This is a genomic window from Anaeromonas frigoriresistens, from assembly GCF_016820655.1.
Classification (GTDB): domain Bacteria; phylum Bacillota; class Clostridia; order Tissierellales; family SIT17; genus Anaeromonas; species Anaeromonas frigoriresistens.
Map to the genome: position 1 here is coordinate 178,418 of NZ_WSFT01000036.1, position 15,980 is coordinate 194,397.

The window sequence follows — 15,980 nt, forward strand, 5'->3', positions numbered from 1 at the left end:
AATTCAGTCAAGGATATCAGGAAAATGGTAGCCTATATATTATCAATATTGTTAATTTCAACTTTATATATATATGATAACATTTATATTTTTATCTTATGTTAAGATTGTGTGAAGTGTTATCAAAATCTATATTAACAGTTTATAAATTACTGAAATTAACAGAAGTATGTTATAAAAGCATAATATAAATGGCATATGCTATTTATATAGTTATAAAATATTAAAGGGTAAGATTAATGGAGAAAGTACAACATATCAATTCTATTATAAAGAGAAGAGGGGGTATAAGTTAACTAATCAAAGAAAGTCTATACTAAATATTTTAATTAACTTTTAAAAGCATATAATGGTTTCAGATATATACAAAAAGGTAAAAAATAAAGGTATAGGCTTAGCCACTATATATAGAACTTTAGAATTATTTGAAGAAATAATGATAATTAAAAAGATAAACATTGATGGGAAAATATACTATGAGATGAAAATTTTTAATGGAGATCCTTTACATATTCATTTTCTATGCAGGAAATGTGGTAGTGTAATAGACATTAATAATGATATAATATACTTTGAAATTAAAAAATATAGAAAAGTAGGATTTTTACCTAAAGTTAATCATTTCGGCCCTTTAGGTGTAGGAAAATGTAATATAGAGAGTTTAAATTTAAAAATCGAAGAATTAGAAGCTATAAGACTTAAAGATATATAAAGTTTGTCTCAAGAAGAATGTGGGAAAAAGAATAATCATTGAAGGTGGACATTATAGACATTCTAAGTGTAAATATAGATGTACCCTGTGCGGTAATTCTTACCATATTGATTTTAAAAATGACGAGGCTAATTGCCCAGAATGCGGATCTGAAAAGGTTAAGTGTAAAAAGAATCTAGAAGTTTGCAGAAAATTTTGTAAAAAACCTCTTGACAAATAATAAGATATAAAATAATATGTATACAAATCAAAAAACGTTATATAAAAAGCGTTGATGAGAAATAGTAAGGATATTATATTCTTTTACAGAGAGTACCCGGTTGCTGAGAGGGACATTAGAAAATATTCTGAACACATCTCTGAGCTAGACGTCGAATCCTTTTGGTAGTAGGTCGTCTTCGGTTTCCTGCACCCGTTATAGTGCTAGAGTATAAGCATTTGCCGTACTCGATAAGGTTGATACTGTAAAGTGTCGATGAATTTAGAGGTGGGACCACGAGATTAATACCCTCGTCCTCTAGCTTAGGCTAGAGGACGGGGTTTTTTTATATATTAAATCTTTTGCGCAGAAGATTGTATTAAAAGGAATTCCTTATTTAAAATATGAATATAAGGAGAGGTTAAAATGAAAAAAATATTAGTAATAGCATTATTATTAATGATGAGTTTAGGAGTATTTGCAGGGTGTGAAAATAATAAAGAAACAAGTGGTGATAGTTTTTCAGATATAAAGGAAAGAGGATATATAGTAATGGGTTTAGATGATACCTTTGCTCCTATGGGCTTTAGAGATGATTCGGGAGATATAGTAGGCTTTGATGTAGATTTGGCAAAAGAAGCCTTTGGGAAAATGGATTTAGAATTAAAACTACAGCCTATTGATTGGTCAATGAAAGAGACGGAGTTGAACTCTGGAAATATTGATTTAATCTGGAATGGTTATACCATTACAGAGGAAAGACAAGAAAAAGTTTCTTTTACTAATCCTTATTTAGCTAATAGGCAAGTGATTATTACTCTTAAAGATTCAGGTATTAATTCAAAAAAAAAGTTAGAAGATAAAAAAGTAGCAGCTCAAATGGGCTCTAGTTCAGTAGATGCAATAAATAATTTTCCAGACCTAGTATCTTCCTTTGATGGAGGAGAACCTATAGTATTTGATACAAATAATGAAGCCTTTATGGATTTAGAAGCAGGTAGAGTTGATGCAGTAGTAGCGGATGAAATACTAGCAAGGTATTATATCAGCAAAAGAGGAAAAGAAAAATTTAATGTGGCTGATGAAGATTTTGGCAAAGAAGAATATGGAATAGGTTTAAGAAAAGAGGATAAAGAGTTTCTTAAAGAATTAAATTCTACCCTAGATGAATTAAAGAAAAGTAATAAGGGGCAGGAGATATCAAGAAAATGGTTTGGAGAAAATATATTGAGATAGTAGGTGGAAAATATGCAAGATGTCTATAATGTTTTACCTTCTCTGTTAGAGGGATTAATAAATACAATTAAAATATTTTTATTAACATTGTCACTATCTATACCTTTAGGGATAATAACAGCCTTAATACGCTTATCTAGTAAGAAAGGGTTAGAGATTACAGTTAGATTATATATTTGGATAATGAGGGGTACGCCCCTCTTGCTCCAAATAGTGTTTATTTATTTTGGGCTTCCTATTATCGGTGTTAGTCTTAATAGGTTCACAGCTGTGATAATAGCTTTTGTCATAAACTATGGAGCATATTTTGCAGAAATTTTCAGGAGTGGTATTTCATCTATAGATAAGGGGCAGTATGAAGGAGCTAGAGTATTAGGACTTAACCCCATACAAACCTTTAGAAGGATTATACTTCCTCAAACAGTGAAAAGAGTTCTACCTCCAGTTGCCAATGAGACAATCACATTAGTAAAGGACACAGCCTTAGTATATGTGGTAGGTATAGGAGAACTTTTAAGAGCTGCAAAAATAGCTTCTAATAGAGATGCTACTTTGATTCCTTTAGTTACGGCAGCCCTTATGTATCTTATATTAACTGCTATTTTGAGCAAAGTATTTGGTAGATATGAAGAAAAATATGCTTATTATAGATAGGAGGTTAAAATGATTTTAGAAGTTAAAAATTTAAAGAAATCTTTTGAAAATAATTTGGTGTTAAATGATGTTTCTTTTACCATAAATCAAGGAGAAATAGTAACGGTTATAGGACCATCTGGAGCAGGGAAAACCACTTTGCTTAGGTGTATTAATGGATTGGAAGATGTTGATAAGGGTGAAATACAAATAACTAATAAGTGCTTAGTAAAGAAATATCAATCTGACTATAGGGCTAAAGGAAAGGAACTAATAGAGATAAGAAAAAATATAGGCATGGTATTTCAAAATTTCAACCTGTTTCCTCATATGTCAGTATTAGAGAATATTATTGAAGCTCCAATGAAAGTATATAATAGGAATGAAAAAGATACTATTGAAGAAGCTTACGATGTGTTATATAAATTAGGGATAAAGGACAAGGCTAATAATTATCCTTATGAATTATCTGGTGGTCAAAAACAAAGGGTTGCTATTGCCAGAGCCCTTATATTAGATCCAAGATTATTATCCTTTGATGAACCCACATCTGCATTAGATCCTGAACTTAGATTAGAAGTGGCATCTATAATTAAATCTTTAGTTACTAAAGAAAGGGCTGTGTTAATAATAACTCATGATATGGAGTTTGCTAAAAGAGTATCTACTAGAATAATATTTATGGATAAAGGATATATAGTTAAGGATGATAATATGAATAATTATTTTAATAGTACTGATAATAAAAGAATTATAGAATTCATAAGATAAGGACAATTTTTATAAATATATGATTAGTAATATCTTCAATACTATTTAGAATAGGTTTAGATTTATTGATTTTTAAAATAACAATTTTAAAATAATAATTATATATAGCATACTAGTATGCTATATTTTTTTAGTTTATAATGTAGGATAGAGGGGAAATGATTTTATATTTTATTAAATTGGGGGATGTATAACATGACAAAACAATTAAAGGCAGATATAGCACTGCTATTAGTCACAATAGGTTGGGGAGCGTCATTTATTTTAACTAAAAATTCATTAGCAGAACTACCTACATATAATTTTCTAGCTATTAGATTTTTTCTAGCCTTTTTTATATCAACAGCTATATATTATAAAAGAATGATAAGAATAGATAAGGATACTTTAAAATATGGACTTATATTAGGTGTATTGCTATATGCCCATTATGCTTTCCAAACAGTAGGATTAAATTATACTACAGCTTCAAAATCAGCATTTATTACTGGATTAAATGTAATACTAGTTCCTATTTTTTCGGCTGTATTATTAAAAAATATTCCTGATAAAAAAGTTAGAATAAGTGCTACTTTAGCTATGATAGGCTTGGCACTACTTACGCTGAATCAAAAACTTGGTGGGATAAATATAGGAGATATTTATACCCTTATATGTGCAGTATTATTTGCTTTTTATATAATACTAGTAGGAAAATATACAAAAGATGTAGACTCTGTAAGTATGGCTATAATTCAATTAGGATTAGTAGGTTTATTTAGTACTATAACTTCTTTTGTGTTAAAGGAAAATCTAACCTTAACTGTAAGTGTTGGAGGGTGGATTAATATTACTATTTTAGCAGTAGTGTGTACATCAGGAGCCTTTATTGTACAAAGTGTAGCCCAGAAATTTACAACTCCTAATCATACAGCCCTTATATACACAGGAGAGCCTGTATTTGCTGGGGTCTTTGGATTTTTGTTTTATGGAGAGAGGTTAGGAATAAAGGGAACTTTGGGAGCTTTATTGATAGTAAGCGGTATGTTAATGGCTGAAGTAGATTTTAAAAAGATATTTAGCAAAAATAAGAAAAATGAATCAACTGAATCAAATGAATCAACTGAATCAAATGAATTAACTGAAGGATAGAATATCTATCCTTTTTTTGTGGATTCATATAGAACTTTTATTAACTATAAGTATATATATATTGTTATAAAATATGAAAAAAATCCATATATAAATCAAACAAAACTAATACAACCATTGGAATTATCGCATAATATTTGTTTAATATATTAAACAAATATTTTATTGACACTAATCATATAATGTTATATATTAATAAAGGAAATATTTCGTTGATTTTTTGGAAAGGGGAGAGATGCAGATGAAAGAACAATTTAAGACCCCATTATTGGATGCTTTAAAAGCATATCATAAGCGTGAAGTTATTCCTTTTGACGTTCCTGGTCATAAGCATGGAAAGGGTATAAAGGAACTAACGGAGTTTTTTGGAGAAAAAATAATGCAAGTTGATGTTAATTCTATGAAACCTTTAGATAATATAAGTAATCCCATAGGAGTTATAAAAGAAGCTGAAGATTTAATGGCTAAGGCCTATGGAACTGATCATGCTTATTTTTTAGTTAATGGGACTACTAGTGCTGTTCAAGCTATGATAATGAGCGTATTAAATCCTAATGAAAAAATATTAATGCCTAGAAATGCTCATAAATCAGCAATAAATGCATTAATATTAAGTGGAGCTATTCCGGTATATTTACAACCAGAAATAGATGATAATTTAGGTTTTGCAGTAAGCGTAAGTGTAGAAGGTATAAAAGAAGCTTTAGATCAAAATGAAGATATAAAAGCAGTGTTTTTAATGAATCCTACCTATTATGGAACAGTATCTGATTTAAAAGAGATAGTGAAAATTTGCCATGATAGAGATATACCATTATTAATTGATGAAGCTCATGGAGCTCACTTTAAATTTCATGAAGATTTACCTTTAAGTGGAGCTGAAATTGGTGCAGATATGGTAGCTGTAAGTTTGCATAAGACAGGAGGAGCATTAACTCAAAGCTCAGCCCTATTAGTGAATGATGGATATCTAGATAAAAATAGAATTAGACATATAATAAATCTTACTCAAACAACTAGCGCAAGTTATTTACTAATGACTAGTTTAGATGTATGTAGAAAAAACCTTATGGTGAATGGGCAAGAAATATTAACTGAAGTAATAGAATTAGTTGAAGATGCTAGAATACGTATTAATAAGATAGATGGACTTTATGCCTTTGGTAAAGAGGTAATAGGTAAGAATTCGGTGATAGACTTTGATGTTACTAAGTTAGGTGTAAATGTAACAGGAATAGGTCTTACTGGATTAAAAGCATATGACATACTGAGAGATGAATATAATATACAGGTAGAATTAGGAGATATGTATAATATATTAGCTATAGTAAGTTTAGGAGACTCAAAGGAATCCTTAAATGCTCTAGTAGAAGCACTAGAAGATATGGCTGATAAATATAGAGATAGAAGTAAAAAGGTGTTGAAGGTATCCCTTAAAAATCCTGAAGTGGTGGTAAGTCCAAGAGAGGCTTTTTATTCAAAGACAGTAAGTTTACCTATTAAAGATGCAATTGGTAAGATTAGTGGAGAAGCAGTAATGGCCTATCCGCCAGGAATACCGATTATTTCTCAAGGGGAAAGAATAACACAAGATACTATACAATATATAGAGTTATTGAAATCTCAGGAAAGTATGCTCACTGGAACCAAAGATCCTTATGTAAATAATATTGAGGTTTTGATATAAATTTTTTTGTCAGTTAGTTTAGTATATATAAATAAATTATTTAAAAAATATAAACAATTTGTGGAGGTATGAAAAATGAAAATAGAACAATTAGGCAGACACATTTTAGTTGAATTTTACAACTGTGATAAAGAAATACTAAATGATCATGGGTTAATTGAAGAATATATGAAAAATGCAGCAATAGAAGCAAAAGCAACAATAGTTCAAAGTGCATTTCACATGTTTAATCCTTGGGGAGTGAGTGGAGCTGTTATAATTCAAGAATCCCATCTTACTATTCATACATGGCCAGAATATGGATATGCAGCAGTAGATTTATTTACTTGTGGAGATACAGTTGATCCATGGGTAGCCTTTGATTATTTAAAGAAAACACTTAAAAGTGATAAAACAGAGACTACAGAAGTAGTAAGAGGAGAAGCTGGTAGAATAAGACATTTCTCTCCTGAAAAATATGATCAAATACATTTCAAACCAGTAGAAGAACAAGAGAAGAAGTGCGTATAAGTTTTGGAGGTGTAAATCATGGAATTTTGGTATACAGAAGATCACACTGATGAGGTAAAATTTTCAATAAAAGTTGATAAGCATATATACTCAGAAAACAGCGATTTTCAAAGATTAGATATTTTTGAAAGTAAAGAGTTTGGTAGATTTTTAACCCTAGATGGTCTTATGATGGTAAATGAGAAAGATGAATTTATTTATCATGATATGATTTCTCATGTTTCCATGGCAGTAAATACTAATATAAAGAAGGTTTTAGTTATAGGTGGAGGAGATGGAGGAACAGTAAGGGAGTTAACAAGGTATAAAACCATTGAAAAAATAGATATGGTAGAGATTGATGAATTAGTAGTTAGAGCCTCTCAAAAATATCTTCATTATACAGCATGTAAATTAGAGGATGAGAGAGTAAATCTATACTTTGAAGACGGAATAGAATTTGTTAAAGGGAAAGAATCTGAGTATGATTTAATTATAGTTGACTCTACAGACCCTATTGGTCCTGGAGAAGGTCTATTTACTACAGAGTTCTATACTAATTGCTATAAGGCATTATCAGAAGAGGGGATCCTTATAAATCAGAATGAAAGTGCATACTATGAAACTAATGCAAGAGAAGCTAAAAGAGCTCATAATAAAATTAAAAATATATTTCCTATAGCTATGGCTTACCAATATCATATACCAACTTACCCAGCAGGTCACTGGTTGTTTGGATTTGCCTCTAAAGCGTTACATCCAATTGATGACTTAAAGGCAGAGGATTGGAATAGTCTAGGACTTAAAACTAAATATTATAATACTGAACTTCATAAGGGGGCTTTTGGGTTACCGAACTATATCAAGGAGTTGTTAGAAAGTGAATAAAAATATAAGTACTTTTATTGGCTTTGATTCAGAATATGAAGAGGCAGATATAGTAGTATTTGGAAGTCCATTTGATGGAACAACTTCTTTTAGGCCGGGAACTAGATTTGCTCCAGAGGCAATGAGGAGAGATTCTTACGGGTTAGAAACATATTCTCCTTACCAAGATAAGGATTTGGAGGATTATAAGATATATGATGGTGGAGATTTAGATTTTCCTTTTGGAAATCCTATAAAAACATTAAATATTATTGAAGAATATACTAAAAAAGTAGTTAATGAAAATAAAATACCCCTAATGATTGGTGGGGAACATTTAGTGTCCTTACCTGCTATAAAGGCAGTTTATAATAAATATAGTGATCTATGTATTATACATTTTGATGCCCATGCAGATTTAAGGGAAGATTATTTAGGAGAGAAACTGTCTCATGCTACAGTTATGAGAAGAGTGTGGGATTTTGTAGGAGATAATAAAATTTTTCAATTCGGAATAAGGTCTGGAGAAAAAGAAGAATTTAACTGGTCTAAAGATCATACTACCTTAAATAAATTTAACCTAGAAGGATTAGATCAAGTTCTAGAAGTTATAGGAGATAAGCCTGTATATATAACAATAGATTTAGATATATTAGATCCATCAATTTTTCCTGGAACTGGAACAATTGAACCGGGAGGAGTATCCTTTAATGAACTTTTAAGAGGGATAACAAAGTTAAGTAAATTAAATATTGTTGGAGCTGATATAGTAGAACTTTCACCCCATTATGATAACAGTGGTACATCTACAGCTGTAGCATGTAAAGTTCTTAGAGAGTTGGCTTTAGTTATAAAATAGAACAGAATATTCTGTTCTATTTTTCATACTATATATTATTAATCATGACTTATATTCGACTTATTATGAACTATATTATATAATATATATGTATAATTCGATTTTATTTCATTGGAGGGGTATAGATGATTTATGATGTAATTATTGTAGGGGCGGGTCCTTCTGGGATATTTACTGCACTAGAATTAATAAGAAAAGGTTATGATAAAAAAATATTATTAATTGAAAAGGGAACTAGAATTGAAAAGAGGAATTGTCCTAAAGATCAGATTTTAGAATGTGTTTCTTGTAAACCTTACTGCCATATAACTACGGGATTTTCAGGAGCTGGAGCATTCTCTGATGGAAAACTATCTTTAAGTTATGAAGTTGGAGGAGACTTACCAAACCTTATTGGCAATAGAGTAGCCCAAGAAATGATAAACTATACCGACGATATATATTTAGAATTTGGTGCAGATTCCAAGGTTGAAGGATTAGAAAACAATGAAGCCATTAAAGAGATAAGAAGAAAATCTATTGAAGCAGGATTGAAATTAGTGGACTGTCCTATTAGACATCTTGGTACAGAAAAAGCTCAAGAAATATACTATAAAATACAAGAATATTTAATAAAAAATGGTGTAGAAATAAGATTTAACACACTTGTAGAAGATTTAATAATAGAAAATAATACTATTAAAGGAATAATGACAATAGACTCTACTAGAAAAAAAGAAAGAGAAGAAATATTATCTAATAAAGTAATAATATCTACTGGTAGAAAAGGGGCAGATTGGTTAAAACGTATGTGTATAAACCACGAAATTAATCATAGTTCTGGTACTGTAGATATTGGAGTAAGAGTAGAAGTAAGAAATGAAGTGATGGAAAAAGTTAATAATGTATTATATGAATCAAAATTGATAGGTTATCCTGCGCCTTTTAGAAATAAGGTAAGAACCTTCTGCCAAAATCCAGGTGGATTTGTAAGTCAAGAAAATTATGATGATGATTTAGCTATAGTGAATGGTCATTCATATAAAGATAAGAAATCTGATAATACAAACTTAGCAATATTAAGCTCTCATAATTTTATAGAACCATTTAATCAACCTATTGAATATGGTAAAAAGGTATCGGAGTTAGTGAATATGCTAGGGGATGGGAAGATATTAGTACAGAGGTATGGTGATATATTAGATGGTAAAAGAACGTGGCAAGAGGAATTAAATAGATCTAATGTTAAACCCACATTACCAGATGCTGTAGCAGGGGATATAACTTCAGCTATACCTTATAGACCTATGTTAAATATACTTAATTTTATTCAATCGTTAAATATAGTGGTTCCTGGTTTTGCTAGTAGGGAGACTCTATTATATGGGCCAGAAGTTAAGTTTTATAGTAACAAAATAAATATAGATCAAAACTTTGAAACAAATATTAAGGGACTACACTCTTTAGGTGATTCTAGTGGCTGGACTAGAGGCCTGATGATGGCGTCAGTAATGGGAGTAATGATGGCGAGAAATATTTCGAAGTAAATGTATAGTTTCAACTATATTAGTTAATAATGGATAAGGATAACGCAAAGGTTATACATATTTGGACATAATTAACCTTGCTATCCCCCACCTAAAAGAAGTGACTCCTACAAAGGGGAGTCACTTCTTTTATTTTATTCTTCATCATAAAAATCTAGATAGGAGTACTTCCTATTATCTTTTTTCCAACCTAATACTCTATCCATATTCACATTCTCTGCTGACTTAAATATAGATTTATCTACATCAATAAAATTTTCTTTTAACTGTTTAATAAGATCTTTTATTTCATGTCTCTTATTTCCGATTTTTTTAGCTGCTACCATACATGCACAGTTCAAAGGCCATATGCCACTAGTTTCTGTAAATCTTTCTATATTTTCTTCTCTGATATAATACATTGGGCGAATAAGATCTATCCCTTCATAATTCTCAGATTTTAGTTTAGGTAGCATTGTCTTAAAGTTTCCAGAATATAAGATGTTCAGCATAGTGGTTTCAATTACATCATTAAAATGGTGTCCTAAGGCTAGCTTGTTACACCCTAACTCTAAAGACTTTCTATATAAAGCACCCCTTCGCATTCTAGCACATAGATAACAAGGGTAATCACTAGCTTTTTCATCAGCTATTTCAAAAATCTTTGATTCAAATATCTTTACCGGAATACCAAGGTATTCACAATTCTCTATTAAGAGTTTTTTTATATCAGGATGATATCCTGGATCCATAGCCAAAAACTCTAAATCGAATTTCACTTTACCATGTTTATGAAGCTCTTGAAACAGTTTGGCTAAGAGTAAGCTATCTTTACCGCCAGATATTGCTACAGCTACCTTATCTCCTTCGTTTAATAGTTCATAATTGCTTATGGCCTTAACAAATGGAGACCAAAGGTATTTTCTATATTTTTTGATAATATTTCTTTCTATTTCTTTTAAAGGTTTCTTATCTTCGGTAGGGATTAACTGATCACAGCCTTCTCCTGCTAATTTACTCATTGTACCACCTCTTTTTCTTTTGCAATAATTCTAGTATATTATAACATTAATCATGTTTACTTGTTAATTATTTATTCCAATGTTTGATCATAATATTTACTGATCTTTCCATTTCTTTAGCAAAATCAGATCCAAATTTTCTTGAATACGCTATTTGTCCTATATTTTTTGCATCAAAGGCATTATTAGGATTAAAATTCTTACTTATATGTTGAAACATATTATCAAAGTCTTCCCCGGAAAGTCTTTTATATTCTTCTTCAAAGACTATATATTCTTTACCAAATCTTGGTTTTGTGGTTTTATCCATTCCATCAGGATAATAACCAAGGGTTAGCATACCAATAGGAAATACTTTATCTGGTAGATTAAGCATTTCTTTATGGATTTCATAGTTTTCCATAATATCCCCTATATAACAGGAACCTATATTTAATGATTCTGCTGCTATTACAGCATTTTGAGCAGCTATTAGGGCATCAGATATTGATAAGAACAAATCACCATTAGTGGGACCATGATATTCCATCTCTTTTTCCTTACAGAATTTTTTAATATCACAATGTTGTAAATAATCAGTCCACCTTTGCATATCAGCTAAAAATATTAATACTAAAGGTGCTTTAGCAATAAAGGGCTGATTATCACAAGATTTACTTAGCTTTTCAATCTTTTCTTGATCCTTTATTACTAATACAGTATAAAGCATCATATTACCGGCAGTTGGTGCTCTCATGGTTGAATAGAGTATCTGCTCTAGATGATCTTCCGAGATAGGTTTATCTTTATATCTTCTTAAAGATATCCTATTATTTAATACATTTAACGTTTCATTCATATAAAAGTCCCCCTTTAATTTAACGTATATATAATACATTATCAATTATATTAAAAGTTCTATAAAAATATAAATTTATCCTTCTAATATTTCTAACATATTTAAGTGTGTTTGAGAGCAAACTAAAATATATATCATAAAAGGAGTGAAATTATGGATAACACTACTGAAAAATCTTTGAATAGTCTACTACAAGGAGAGTATATGGCAGTAGACTCTTTTAATATATTTATTTCTAAACTACAGAATCAAAAATATAGGGATGTATTTCAAGATGTTCAAAAACAACATAGGGATAATATTTCAACCCTAGCAGAATATATTCAAAATATTGGTGGGAAACCAGATGAAAATTTAGGGTTTAAAGGAAATATGGCAGATATTAAAATTAATTTTGATATGTATAAAAAAAATGATAATTATATAAAAAATAAAGCTATAGAAGGAGAAACAAATGGTATAAATATGACTGAAAAAATCATGAGGGGTAACCTTGATAATAAGTCTAGAGATATTGTAGGGGAAATTCTTCACCGAGATAGAAATAGTATTGAAAGATTAAAAGAATTAAATTAAGCCTCGGAATATTCCGAGGCTTAATTTTTGTTTATTATTTTAAATTGTCATACCTTTCATTAATATAATCCCAGTTTACAACGTTCCACCATGCTTCTATGTAATCTGGTCGTCTATTTTGATAATTTAAATAATATGCATGTTCCCATACATCTAATCCGAGTAAAACTTTCTCATTATTCATTACTGGAGAATCTTGGTTTGGTGTTGATGTTATTTTCAAAGAACCATCTTCTTTAAGAATTAACCATGCCCATCCACTACCAAATCTAGTTTTTGCAGCATTAGTAAATTCTTCTTTAAATTTATCGAAGCTGCCGAAGGATTCTTCAATTTTATTTGATAATTCTCCTTTGGGGTTTCCTCCGCCTTTAGGACTCATAGCTTTCCAGAAAATAGAATGGTTATAAAAACCTCCACCATTATTTCTAACTGCTGTTTTTATATCTTCAGGTAAGCTATCTATTGATTTTAATAACTCCTCTATATCTTTTCCTTGAAGATCTTTATGACCCTCTAAAGCATTATTTAACTTCTTAGTATATCCTGCATGATGCTTAGTGTGATGTATTTCCATAGTTTTTTTATCTATATGGGGTTCTAGGGCATCATATGAATAACTTAATTCAGGTAATTTAAATTGCATTCAAAATTCCTCCTTTAAATTTGATCTATATAAATTATACCCATGACTTTTAATGATAATCATTATCATTAAAGAATTTAGAGGGAAATTTTTTATAATGTAGAAAATATATTATAAAGGTTATAAAGGAGTGATAAATATGAGAATTACAACTATACTAAAAGAAATAGAACTACCAAAAGAGATAAACATAAAGGAATTTCATAATTGCTACTTCCCATATATACAAAATATATGTAAAGAAGAAGGTTGGTTAACCTTTGTAGAGAGAGAAGAGAAATCTATGAATGCATTTCTTAATTCAAATATATGTTTAGTGATATTAGATAACAAAAAAGTTATAGGATATTTAAGAGGTATTACTGATAAGCATATATCTACCTATATAGCAGAGTTATTAATTCAGAAGGACTATAGGGGTCAAGGATTAGGTAGTTTATTATTAGAAGTAAGTCATAGAATGTATCCAGAGTGTAGATTAGAGGTTCTAGCAACTTCTGGGTCTAAAGATTATTATGAATATAAAGGATTTAGACCTTTTTATGGAATGAGAAAAGGCTTTATATAAATTGTAGGAGGGATTTGATGATTATAGGGAAAAAAGTAATAATAAGACAGTTAGAGCTAGGAGATGAAGAGTACTTATATAAATGGTGGAATAATGGTGAATTAATGGCTCATGCTACATTTGAATATGGTTTATTACAAAGCAAAGAAGCTATAAAACAAAGTATACATAAAGAATCATCTTCTAACGATTTATTTCCTGCAAAGAAACGGTTTTTGATATGTAGAAAAGAGGATATGATACCTATAGGTGAGATGAGTTATGGTGATTGGGATAAGAGAAGTCAAAAAGCAGAATTTGGAATAAAGATATGCAGAGTTGAGGAGCAAGGTAAAGGATACGGGATGGACGCCTTATTTCATTTTATAGATTTTATGTTTAGGTCCTTAAACCTTAATAAAATCGAGTTAACTTCAATGATAGATAATAAAAGAGCTCATAATCTATATAGAAAATTAGGGTTTAAAGAAATAGGAATAATAAGACAAGGATTTTTTGATAGTAGATGGGGAAATTTTTCTGATGTAATGTATATGGATTTACTAAAAAGGGACTGGATAAAAATAAGAGAACATATTGAGTTGAGTATAACTAAATGATAATAAGAGAATATAGATCCTCAGACTTAAATAGTATGTTAAAGTTATTTTATGACACTGTTCATGAGATAAATATAAAAGACTACTCACGAGAACAAGTAAATGTATGGGCACCAAAACTTTTAGAAAAGGAAAAGTGGAAAGGCTTTTTTGAAGATAACTTTACTTATGTAGCTATTATTGAAGATAGAATTGTTGGATTTTCTGATTTGACTAATGAGGGGTACTTAAATACTATGTATGTACATAAAGACTATCAATCTAAAGGGGTTGGTACTAGGCTTTTAGATAGAATAGAAAAAGAAGCTCATGGATTAGGAATTATTAAGTTAATAACGGAAGCAAGTATTACTTCTAGACCTTTCTTTCAAAAAAGAGGGTTTGCTATAGTTAAAAAGCAAAATAAAAAACATAAAGATGAAGTTTTTATTAACTATATTATGGAAAAAAGTATCTAGTTTTAGGGTAAGCAAGATAGAGGATTAACTATAAGGATAGAATACATTATTTTATTAGGAGGCCTCTTATGAAAATAGTAAATGTAGTATTAGAAACCGATAGATTGTACTTAAAGGTATCAGATATTGATTTTGTAGAGAAAGTCCTTGATTTTCATAGAAGAAATAAAGAGTTCTTATCTAAGTTTGAGCCTATAAAAGAAGACGGATACTATACCTTTAATTATCATAAAAAACTTATACAAGATGAAATAATTAAAACAAGTAGTGACAGTATGAGAAAGTTTTATATATTTAAAAAGAACAATAATGATAAGATAATTGGTAGTATTGCTTTATCCAATATAGTAAGGGGTGGATTTCAATCTTGCTTTCTAGGATATAAAATAGATCAAGAGGAATTGAATAGAGGATATATGACAGAGGCTATAAATGGAGTTATAAAGCATGCTTTTAATGAAATGATGCTGCATAGAATAGAAGCTAATATAATGCCGAGAAATAAAGCTTCATTAAGAGTAGTAGGAAAATTAGGATTTATAGATGAAGGAATCTCCAGAAAATATCTACGAATAAATGGAGTATGGGAAGATCATATACATATGGTTATATTAAATAAGAAATTAGAATAGGTGTGTTTAAATGGAAAAATTATATACAGATAGATTGATTATTATGCCTCTTAAATATGAAATGATAGATATTATTCTAGATAAGAGATCAGCATTTGAAGATAGATACAATCTTAAGCTTTCTAAAGAATGGCCAATGGAAGCGATAAAAGGATTATTACCTAAATATATAAATGTTGTTAGACATAATCCTGAAGAAGCACAATGGGGAGTTTGGATAATGATAGATAAAAAAAGTAATTATATAATAGGAGATTTAGGATTCAAGGGTTCTCCTGATAATAATGGTATTATTGAAGTAGGGTATAGTATAGTAGAAAGTTATAGAAATAGGGGACTCACTTCAGAAGGGGTTGGTGAATTAATTAAATGGGCCTTCTTGAAACAAGAAGTAAATAAAATAACAGCTAGATGTTTAGTAGATAATTATCCTTCTATAAAGGTATTAGAGAGATTAAAATTTAAAAAAGTTGTTCATAAGGCTGATATAATCTATTGGGAAAAAAACAGACTTTAAAAATGATGGTTTCAACCATCATTTTTTTATTGAAC

Annotated in this window: 19 protein-coding genes and 1 other annotated feature; of the genes, 16 read left to right on the forward strand and 3 right to left on the reverse strand. The window is 29.8% G+C overall.

The window, feature by feature from the left end; all coding sequences use genetic code 11:
* Nucleotides 1-349 precede the first annotated feature (349 nt).
* From GOQ27_RS17610 to GOQ27_RS09420, 10 genes are all read left to right on the forward strand, one after another.
* Nucleotides 350-712 (forward strand): transcriptional repressor, encoded by a 363-nt coding sequence (locus GOQ27_RS17610; RefSeq protein WP_484477116.1) that lies wholly within the window; start codon nucleotides 350-352, stop codon nucleotides 710-712.
* Nucleotides 713-974: 262 nt separating this feature from the next.
* Nucleotides 975-1,233, forward strand: a binding site (T-box leader).
* Between the two features lie 104 nt (nucleotides 1,234-1,337).
* A complete protein-coding gene (locus tag GOQ27_RS09380; protein ID WP_203366589.1) occupies nucleotides 1,338-2,147 on the forward strand; it encodes an amino acid ABC transporter substrate-binding protein in 810 nt (269 codons plus the stop codon).
* 12 nt (nucleotides 2,148-2,159) lie between these two features.
* Nucleotides 2,160-2,801: an amino acid ABC transporter permease gene (locus tag GOQ27_RS09385; protein ID WP_203366651.1), complete on the forward strand. Its 642-nt coding sequence runs from the start codon at nucleotides 2,160-2,162 to the stop codon at nucleotides 2,799-2,801.
* Between the two features lie 9 nt (nucleotides 2,802-2,810).
* Nucleotides 2,811-3,551, forward strand: coding sequence for an amino acid ABC transporter ATP-binding protein (locus GOQ27_RS09390; RefSeq protein ID WP_207751291.1), 741 nt, complete (start codon nucleotides 2,811-2,813; stop codon nucleotides 3,549-3,551).
* Nucleotides 3,552-3,746: 195 nt separating this feature from the next.
* Nucleotides 3,747-4,682 carry a DMT family transporter gene (locus tag GOQ27_RS09395; protein ID WP_203366590.1) on the forward strand — a complete coding sequence of 312 codons (936 nt, stop codon included), beginning with the start codon at nucleotides 3,747-3,749 and terminating at the stop codon, nucleotides 4,680-4,682.
* A 241-nt stretch (nucleotides 4,683-4,923) separates the two neighbouring features.
* On the forward strand, nucleotides 4,924-6,369 hold the full coding sequence (locus GOQ27_RS09400) for an aminotransferase class I/II-fold pyridoxal phosphate-dependent enzyme (RefSeq protein ID WP_484477117.1): 1,446 nt from the start codon (nucleotides 4,924-4,926) through the stop codon (nucleotides 6,367-6,369).
* 75 nt (nucleotides 6,370-6,444) lie between these two features.
* Complete coding sequence (gene speD, locus GOQ27_RS09405; RefSeq protein ID WP_203366592.1) at nucleotides 6,445-6,879, forward strand: adenosylmethionine decarboxylase; 435 nt, start codon at nucleotides 6,445-6,447, stop codon at nucleotides 6,877-6,879.
* 18 nt (nucleotides 6,880-6,897) lie between these two features.
* Nucleotides 6,898-7,746 (forward strand): polyamine aminopropyltransferase, encoded by an 849-nt coding sequence (speE, locus tag GOQ27_RS09410; protein ID WP_203366593.1) that lies wholly within the window; start codon nucleotides 6,898-6,900, stop codon nucleotides 7,744-7,746.
* Nucleotides 7,739-8,584 carry an agmatinase gene (speB, locus tag GOQ27_RS09415; protein WP_203366594.1) on the forward strand — a complete coding sequence of 282 codons (846 nt, stop codon included), beginning with the start codon at nucleotides 7,739-7,741 and terminating at the stop codon, nucleotides 8,582-8,584. The genes speE and speB overlap by 8 nt, the downstream gene beginning before the upstream one ends.
* A gap of 125 nt (nucleotides 8,585-8,709) precedes the next feature.
* Nucleotides 8,710-10,110, forward strand: a complete 1,401-nt coding sequence (locus tag GOQ27_RS09420; protein ID WP_203366595.1) for an NAD(P)/FAD-dependent oxidoreductase — start codon at nucleotides 8,710-8,712, stop codon at nucleotides 10,108-10,110.
* A gap of 134 nt (nucleotides 10,111-10,244) precedes the next feature.
* Here the strand turns inward: GOQ27_RS09420 and GOQ27_RS09425 are convergent, their stop codons facing one another.
* Entirely contained in the window at nucleotides 10,245-11,111 is an 867-nt protein-coding gene (locus GOQ27_RS09425) for a tRNA 2-thiocytidine biosynthesis TtcA family protein (protein WP_203366596.1), read from the reverse strand.
* A gap of 67 nt (nucleotides 11,112-11,178) precedes the next feature.
* A complete protein-coding gene (locus GOQ27_RS09430) occupies nucleotides 11,179-11,949 on the reverse strand; it encodes a nitroreductase family protein (protein ID WP_203366597.1) in 771 nt (256 codons plus the stop codon).
* Between the two features lie 153 nt (nucleotides 11,950-12,102).
* Here GOQ27_RS09430 and GOQ27_RS09435 point away from each other — a divergent pair, with 153 nt between their 5' ends.
* Nucleotides 12,103-12,525, forward strand: coding sequence for a DUF2383 domain-containing protein (locus GOQ27_RS09435; protein ID WP_203366598.1), 423 nt, complete (start codon nucleotides 12,103-12,105; stop codon nucleotides 12,523-12,525).
* A 34-nt stretch (nucleotides 12,526-12,559) separates the two neighbouring features.
* Here the strand turns inward: GOQ27_RS09435 and GOQ27_RS09440 are convergent, their stop codons facing one another.
* Nucleotides 12,560-13,171: a superoxide dismutase gene (locus GOQ27_RS09440; RefSeq protein ID WP_203366599.1), complete on the reverse strand. Its 612-nt coding sequence runs from the start codon at nucleotides 13,169-13,171 to the stop codon at nucleotides 12,560-12,562.
* A 139-nt stretch (nucleotides 13,172-13,310) separates the two neighbouring features.
* On the opposite strand from GOQ27_RS09440, the gene GOQ27_RS09445 reads away from it, so the two are divergent.
* From GOQ27_RS09445 to GOQ27_RS09465, 5 genes are all read left to right on the forward strand, one after another.
* Nucleotides 13,311-13,739: a GNAT family N-acetyltransferase gene (locus GOQ27_RS09445; RefSeq protein WP_203366600.1), complete on the forward strand. Its 429-nt coding sequence runs from the start codon at nucleotides 13,311-13,313 to the stop codon at nucleotides 13,737-13,739.
* A gap of 17 nt (nucleotides 13,740-13,756) precedes the next feature.
* Nucleotides 13,757-14,338 carry a GNAT family N-acetyltransferase gene (locus GOQ27_RS09450; protein WP_203366601.1) on the forward strand — a complete coding sequence of 194 codons (582 nt, stop codon included), beginning with the start codon at nucleotides 13,757-13,759 and terminating at the stop codon, nucleotides 14,336-14,338.
* Entirely contained in the window at nucleotides 14,335-14,796 is a 462-nt protein-coding gene (locus GOQ27_RS09455) for a GNAT family N-acetyltransferase (protein ID WP_203366602.1), read from the forward strand. Before GOQ27_RS09450 ends, GOQ27_RS09455 begins: the two co-directional genes overlap by 4 nt.
* A gap of 68 nt (nucleotides 14,797-14,864) precedes the next feature.
* Nucleotides 14,865-15,428, forward strand: coding sequence for a GNAT family N-acetyltransferase (locus GOQ27_RS09460; RefSeq protein WP_203366603.1), 564 nt, complete (start codon nucleotides 14,865-14,867; stop codon nucleotides 15,426-15,428).
* 10 nt (nucleotides 15,429-15,438) lie between these two features.
* Nucleotides 15,439-15,945: a GNAT family N-acetyltransferase gene (locus GOQ27_RS09465; RefSeq protein WP_203366604.1), complete on the forward strand. Its 507-nt coding sequence runs from the start codon at nucleotides 15,439-15,441 to the stop codon at nucleotides 15,943-15,945.
* Nucleotides 15,946-15,980: the final 35 nt, after the last annotated feature.

What these genes read in the sequence shown, in the direction of transcription:
- GOQ27_RS09400 (WP_484477117.1), top strand. Translation starts at nt 4,924, where the DNA reads ATGAAAGAACAATTTAAGACCCCATTATTGGATGCTTTAAAAGCATAT.
- GOQ27_RS09425 (WP_203366596.1), bottom strand. Translation starts at nt 11,111, where the DNA reads ATGAGTAAATTAGCAGGAGAAGGCTGTGATCAGTTAATCCCTACCGAA.
- GOQ27_RS09460 (WP_203366603.1), top strand. Translation starts at nt 14,865, where the DNA reads ATGAAAATAGTAAATGTAGTATTAGAAACCGATAGATTGTACTTAAAG.
- GOQ27_RS09465 (WP_203366604.1), top strand. Translation starts at nt 15,439, where the DNA reads ATGGAAAAATTATATACAGATAGATTGATTATTATGCCTCTTAAATAT.
- GOQ27_RS09450 (WP_203366601.1), top strand. Translation starts at nt 13,757, where the DNA reads ATGATTATAGGGAAAAAAGTAATAATAAGACAGTTAGAGCTAGGAGAT.
- GOQ27_RS09390 (WP_207751291.1), top strand. Translation starts at nt 2,811, where the DNA reads ATGATTTTAGAAGTTAAAAATTTAAAGAAATCTTTTGAAAATAATTTG.
- GOQ27_RS09430 (WP_203366597.1), bottom strand. Translation starts at nt 11,949, where the DNA reads ATGAATGAAACGTTAAATGTATTAAATAATAGGATATCTTTAAGAAGA.
- GOQ27_RS09395 (WP_203366590.1), top strand. Translation starts at nt 3,747, where the DNA reads ATGACAAAACAATTAAAGGCAGATATAGCACTGCTATTAGTCACAATA.
- GOQ27_RS09380 (WP_203366589.1), top strand. Translation starts at nt 1,338, where the DNA reads ATGAAAAAAATATTAGTAATAGCATTATTATTAATGATGAGTTTAGGA.
- GOQ27_RS09420 (WP_203366595.1), top strand. Translation starts at nt 8,710, where the DNA reads ATGATTTATGATGTAATTATTGTAGGGGCGGGTCCTTCTGGGATATTT.
- GOQ27_RS09385 (WP_203366651.1), top strand. Translation starts at nt 2,160, where the DNA reads ATGCAAGATGTCTATAATGTTTTACCTTCTCTGTTAGAGGGATTAATA.
- GOQ27_RS09440 (WP_203366599.1), bottom strand. Translation starts at nt 13,171, where the DNA reads ATGCAATTTAAATTACCTGAATTAAGTTATTCATATGATGCCCTAGAA.
- GOQ27_RS09445 (WP_203366600.1), top strand. Translation starts at nt 13,311, where the DNA reads ATGAGAATTACAACTATACTAAAAGAAATAGAACTACCAAAAGAGATA.
- GOQ27_RS09455 (WP_203366602.1), top strand. Translation starts at nt 14,335, where the DNA reads ATGATAATAAGAGAATATAGATCCTCAGACTTAAATAGTATGTTAAAG.
- speD (WP_203366592.1), top strand. Translation starts at nt 6,445, where the DNA reads ATGAAAATAGAACAATTAGGCAGACACATTTTAGTTGAATTTTACAAC.
- GOQ27_RS17610 (WP_484477116.1), top strand. Translation starts at nt 350, where the DNA reads ATGGTTTCAGATATATACAAAAAGGTAAAAAATAAAGGTATAGGCTTA.
- GOQ27_RS09435 (WP_203366598.1), top strand. Translation starts at nt 12,103, where the DNA reads ATGGATAACACTACTGAAAAATCTTTGAATAGTCTACTACAAGGAGAG.
- speE (WP_203366593.1), top strand. Translation starts at nt 6,898, where the DNA reads ATGGAATTTTGGTATACAGAAGATCACACTGATGAGGTAAAATTTTCA.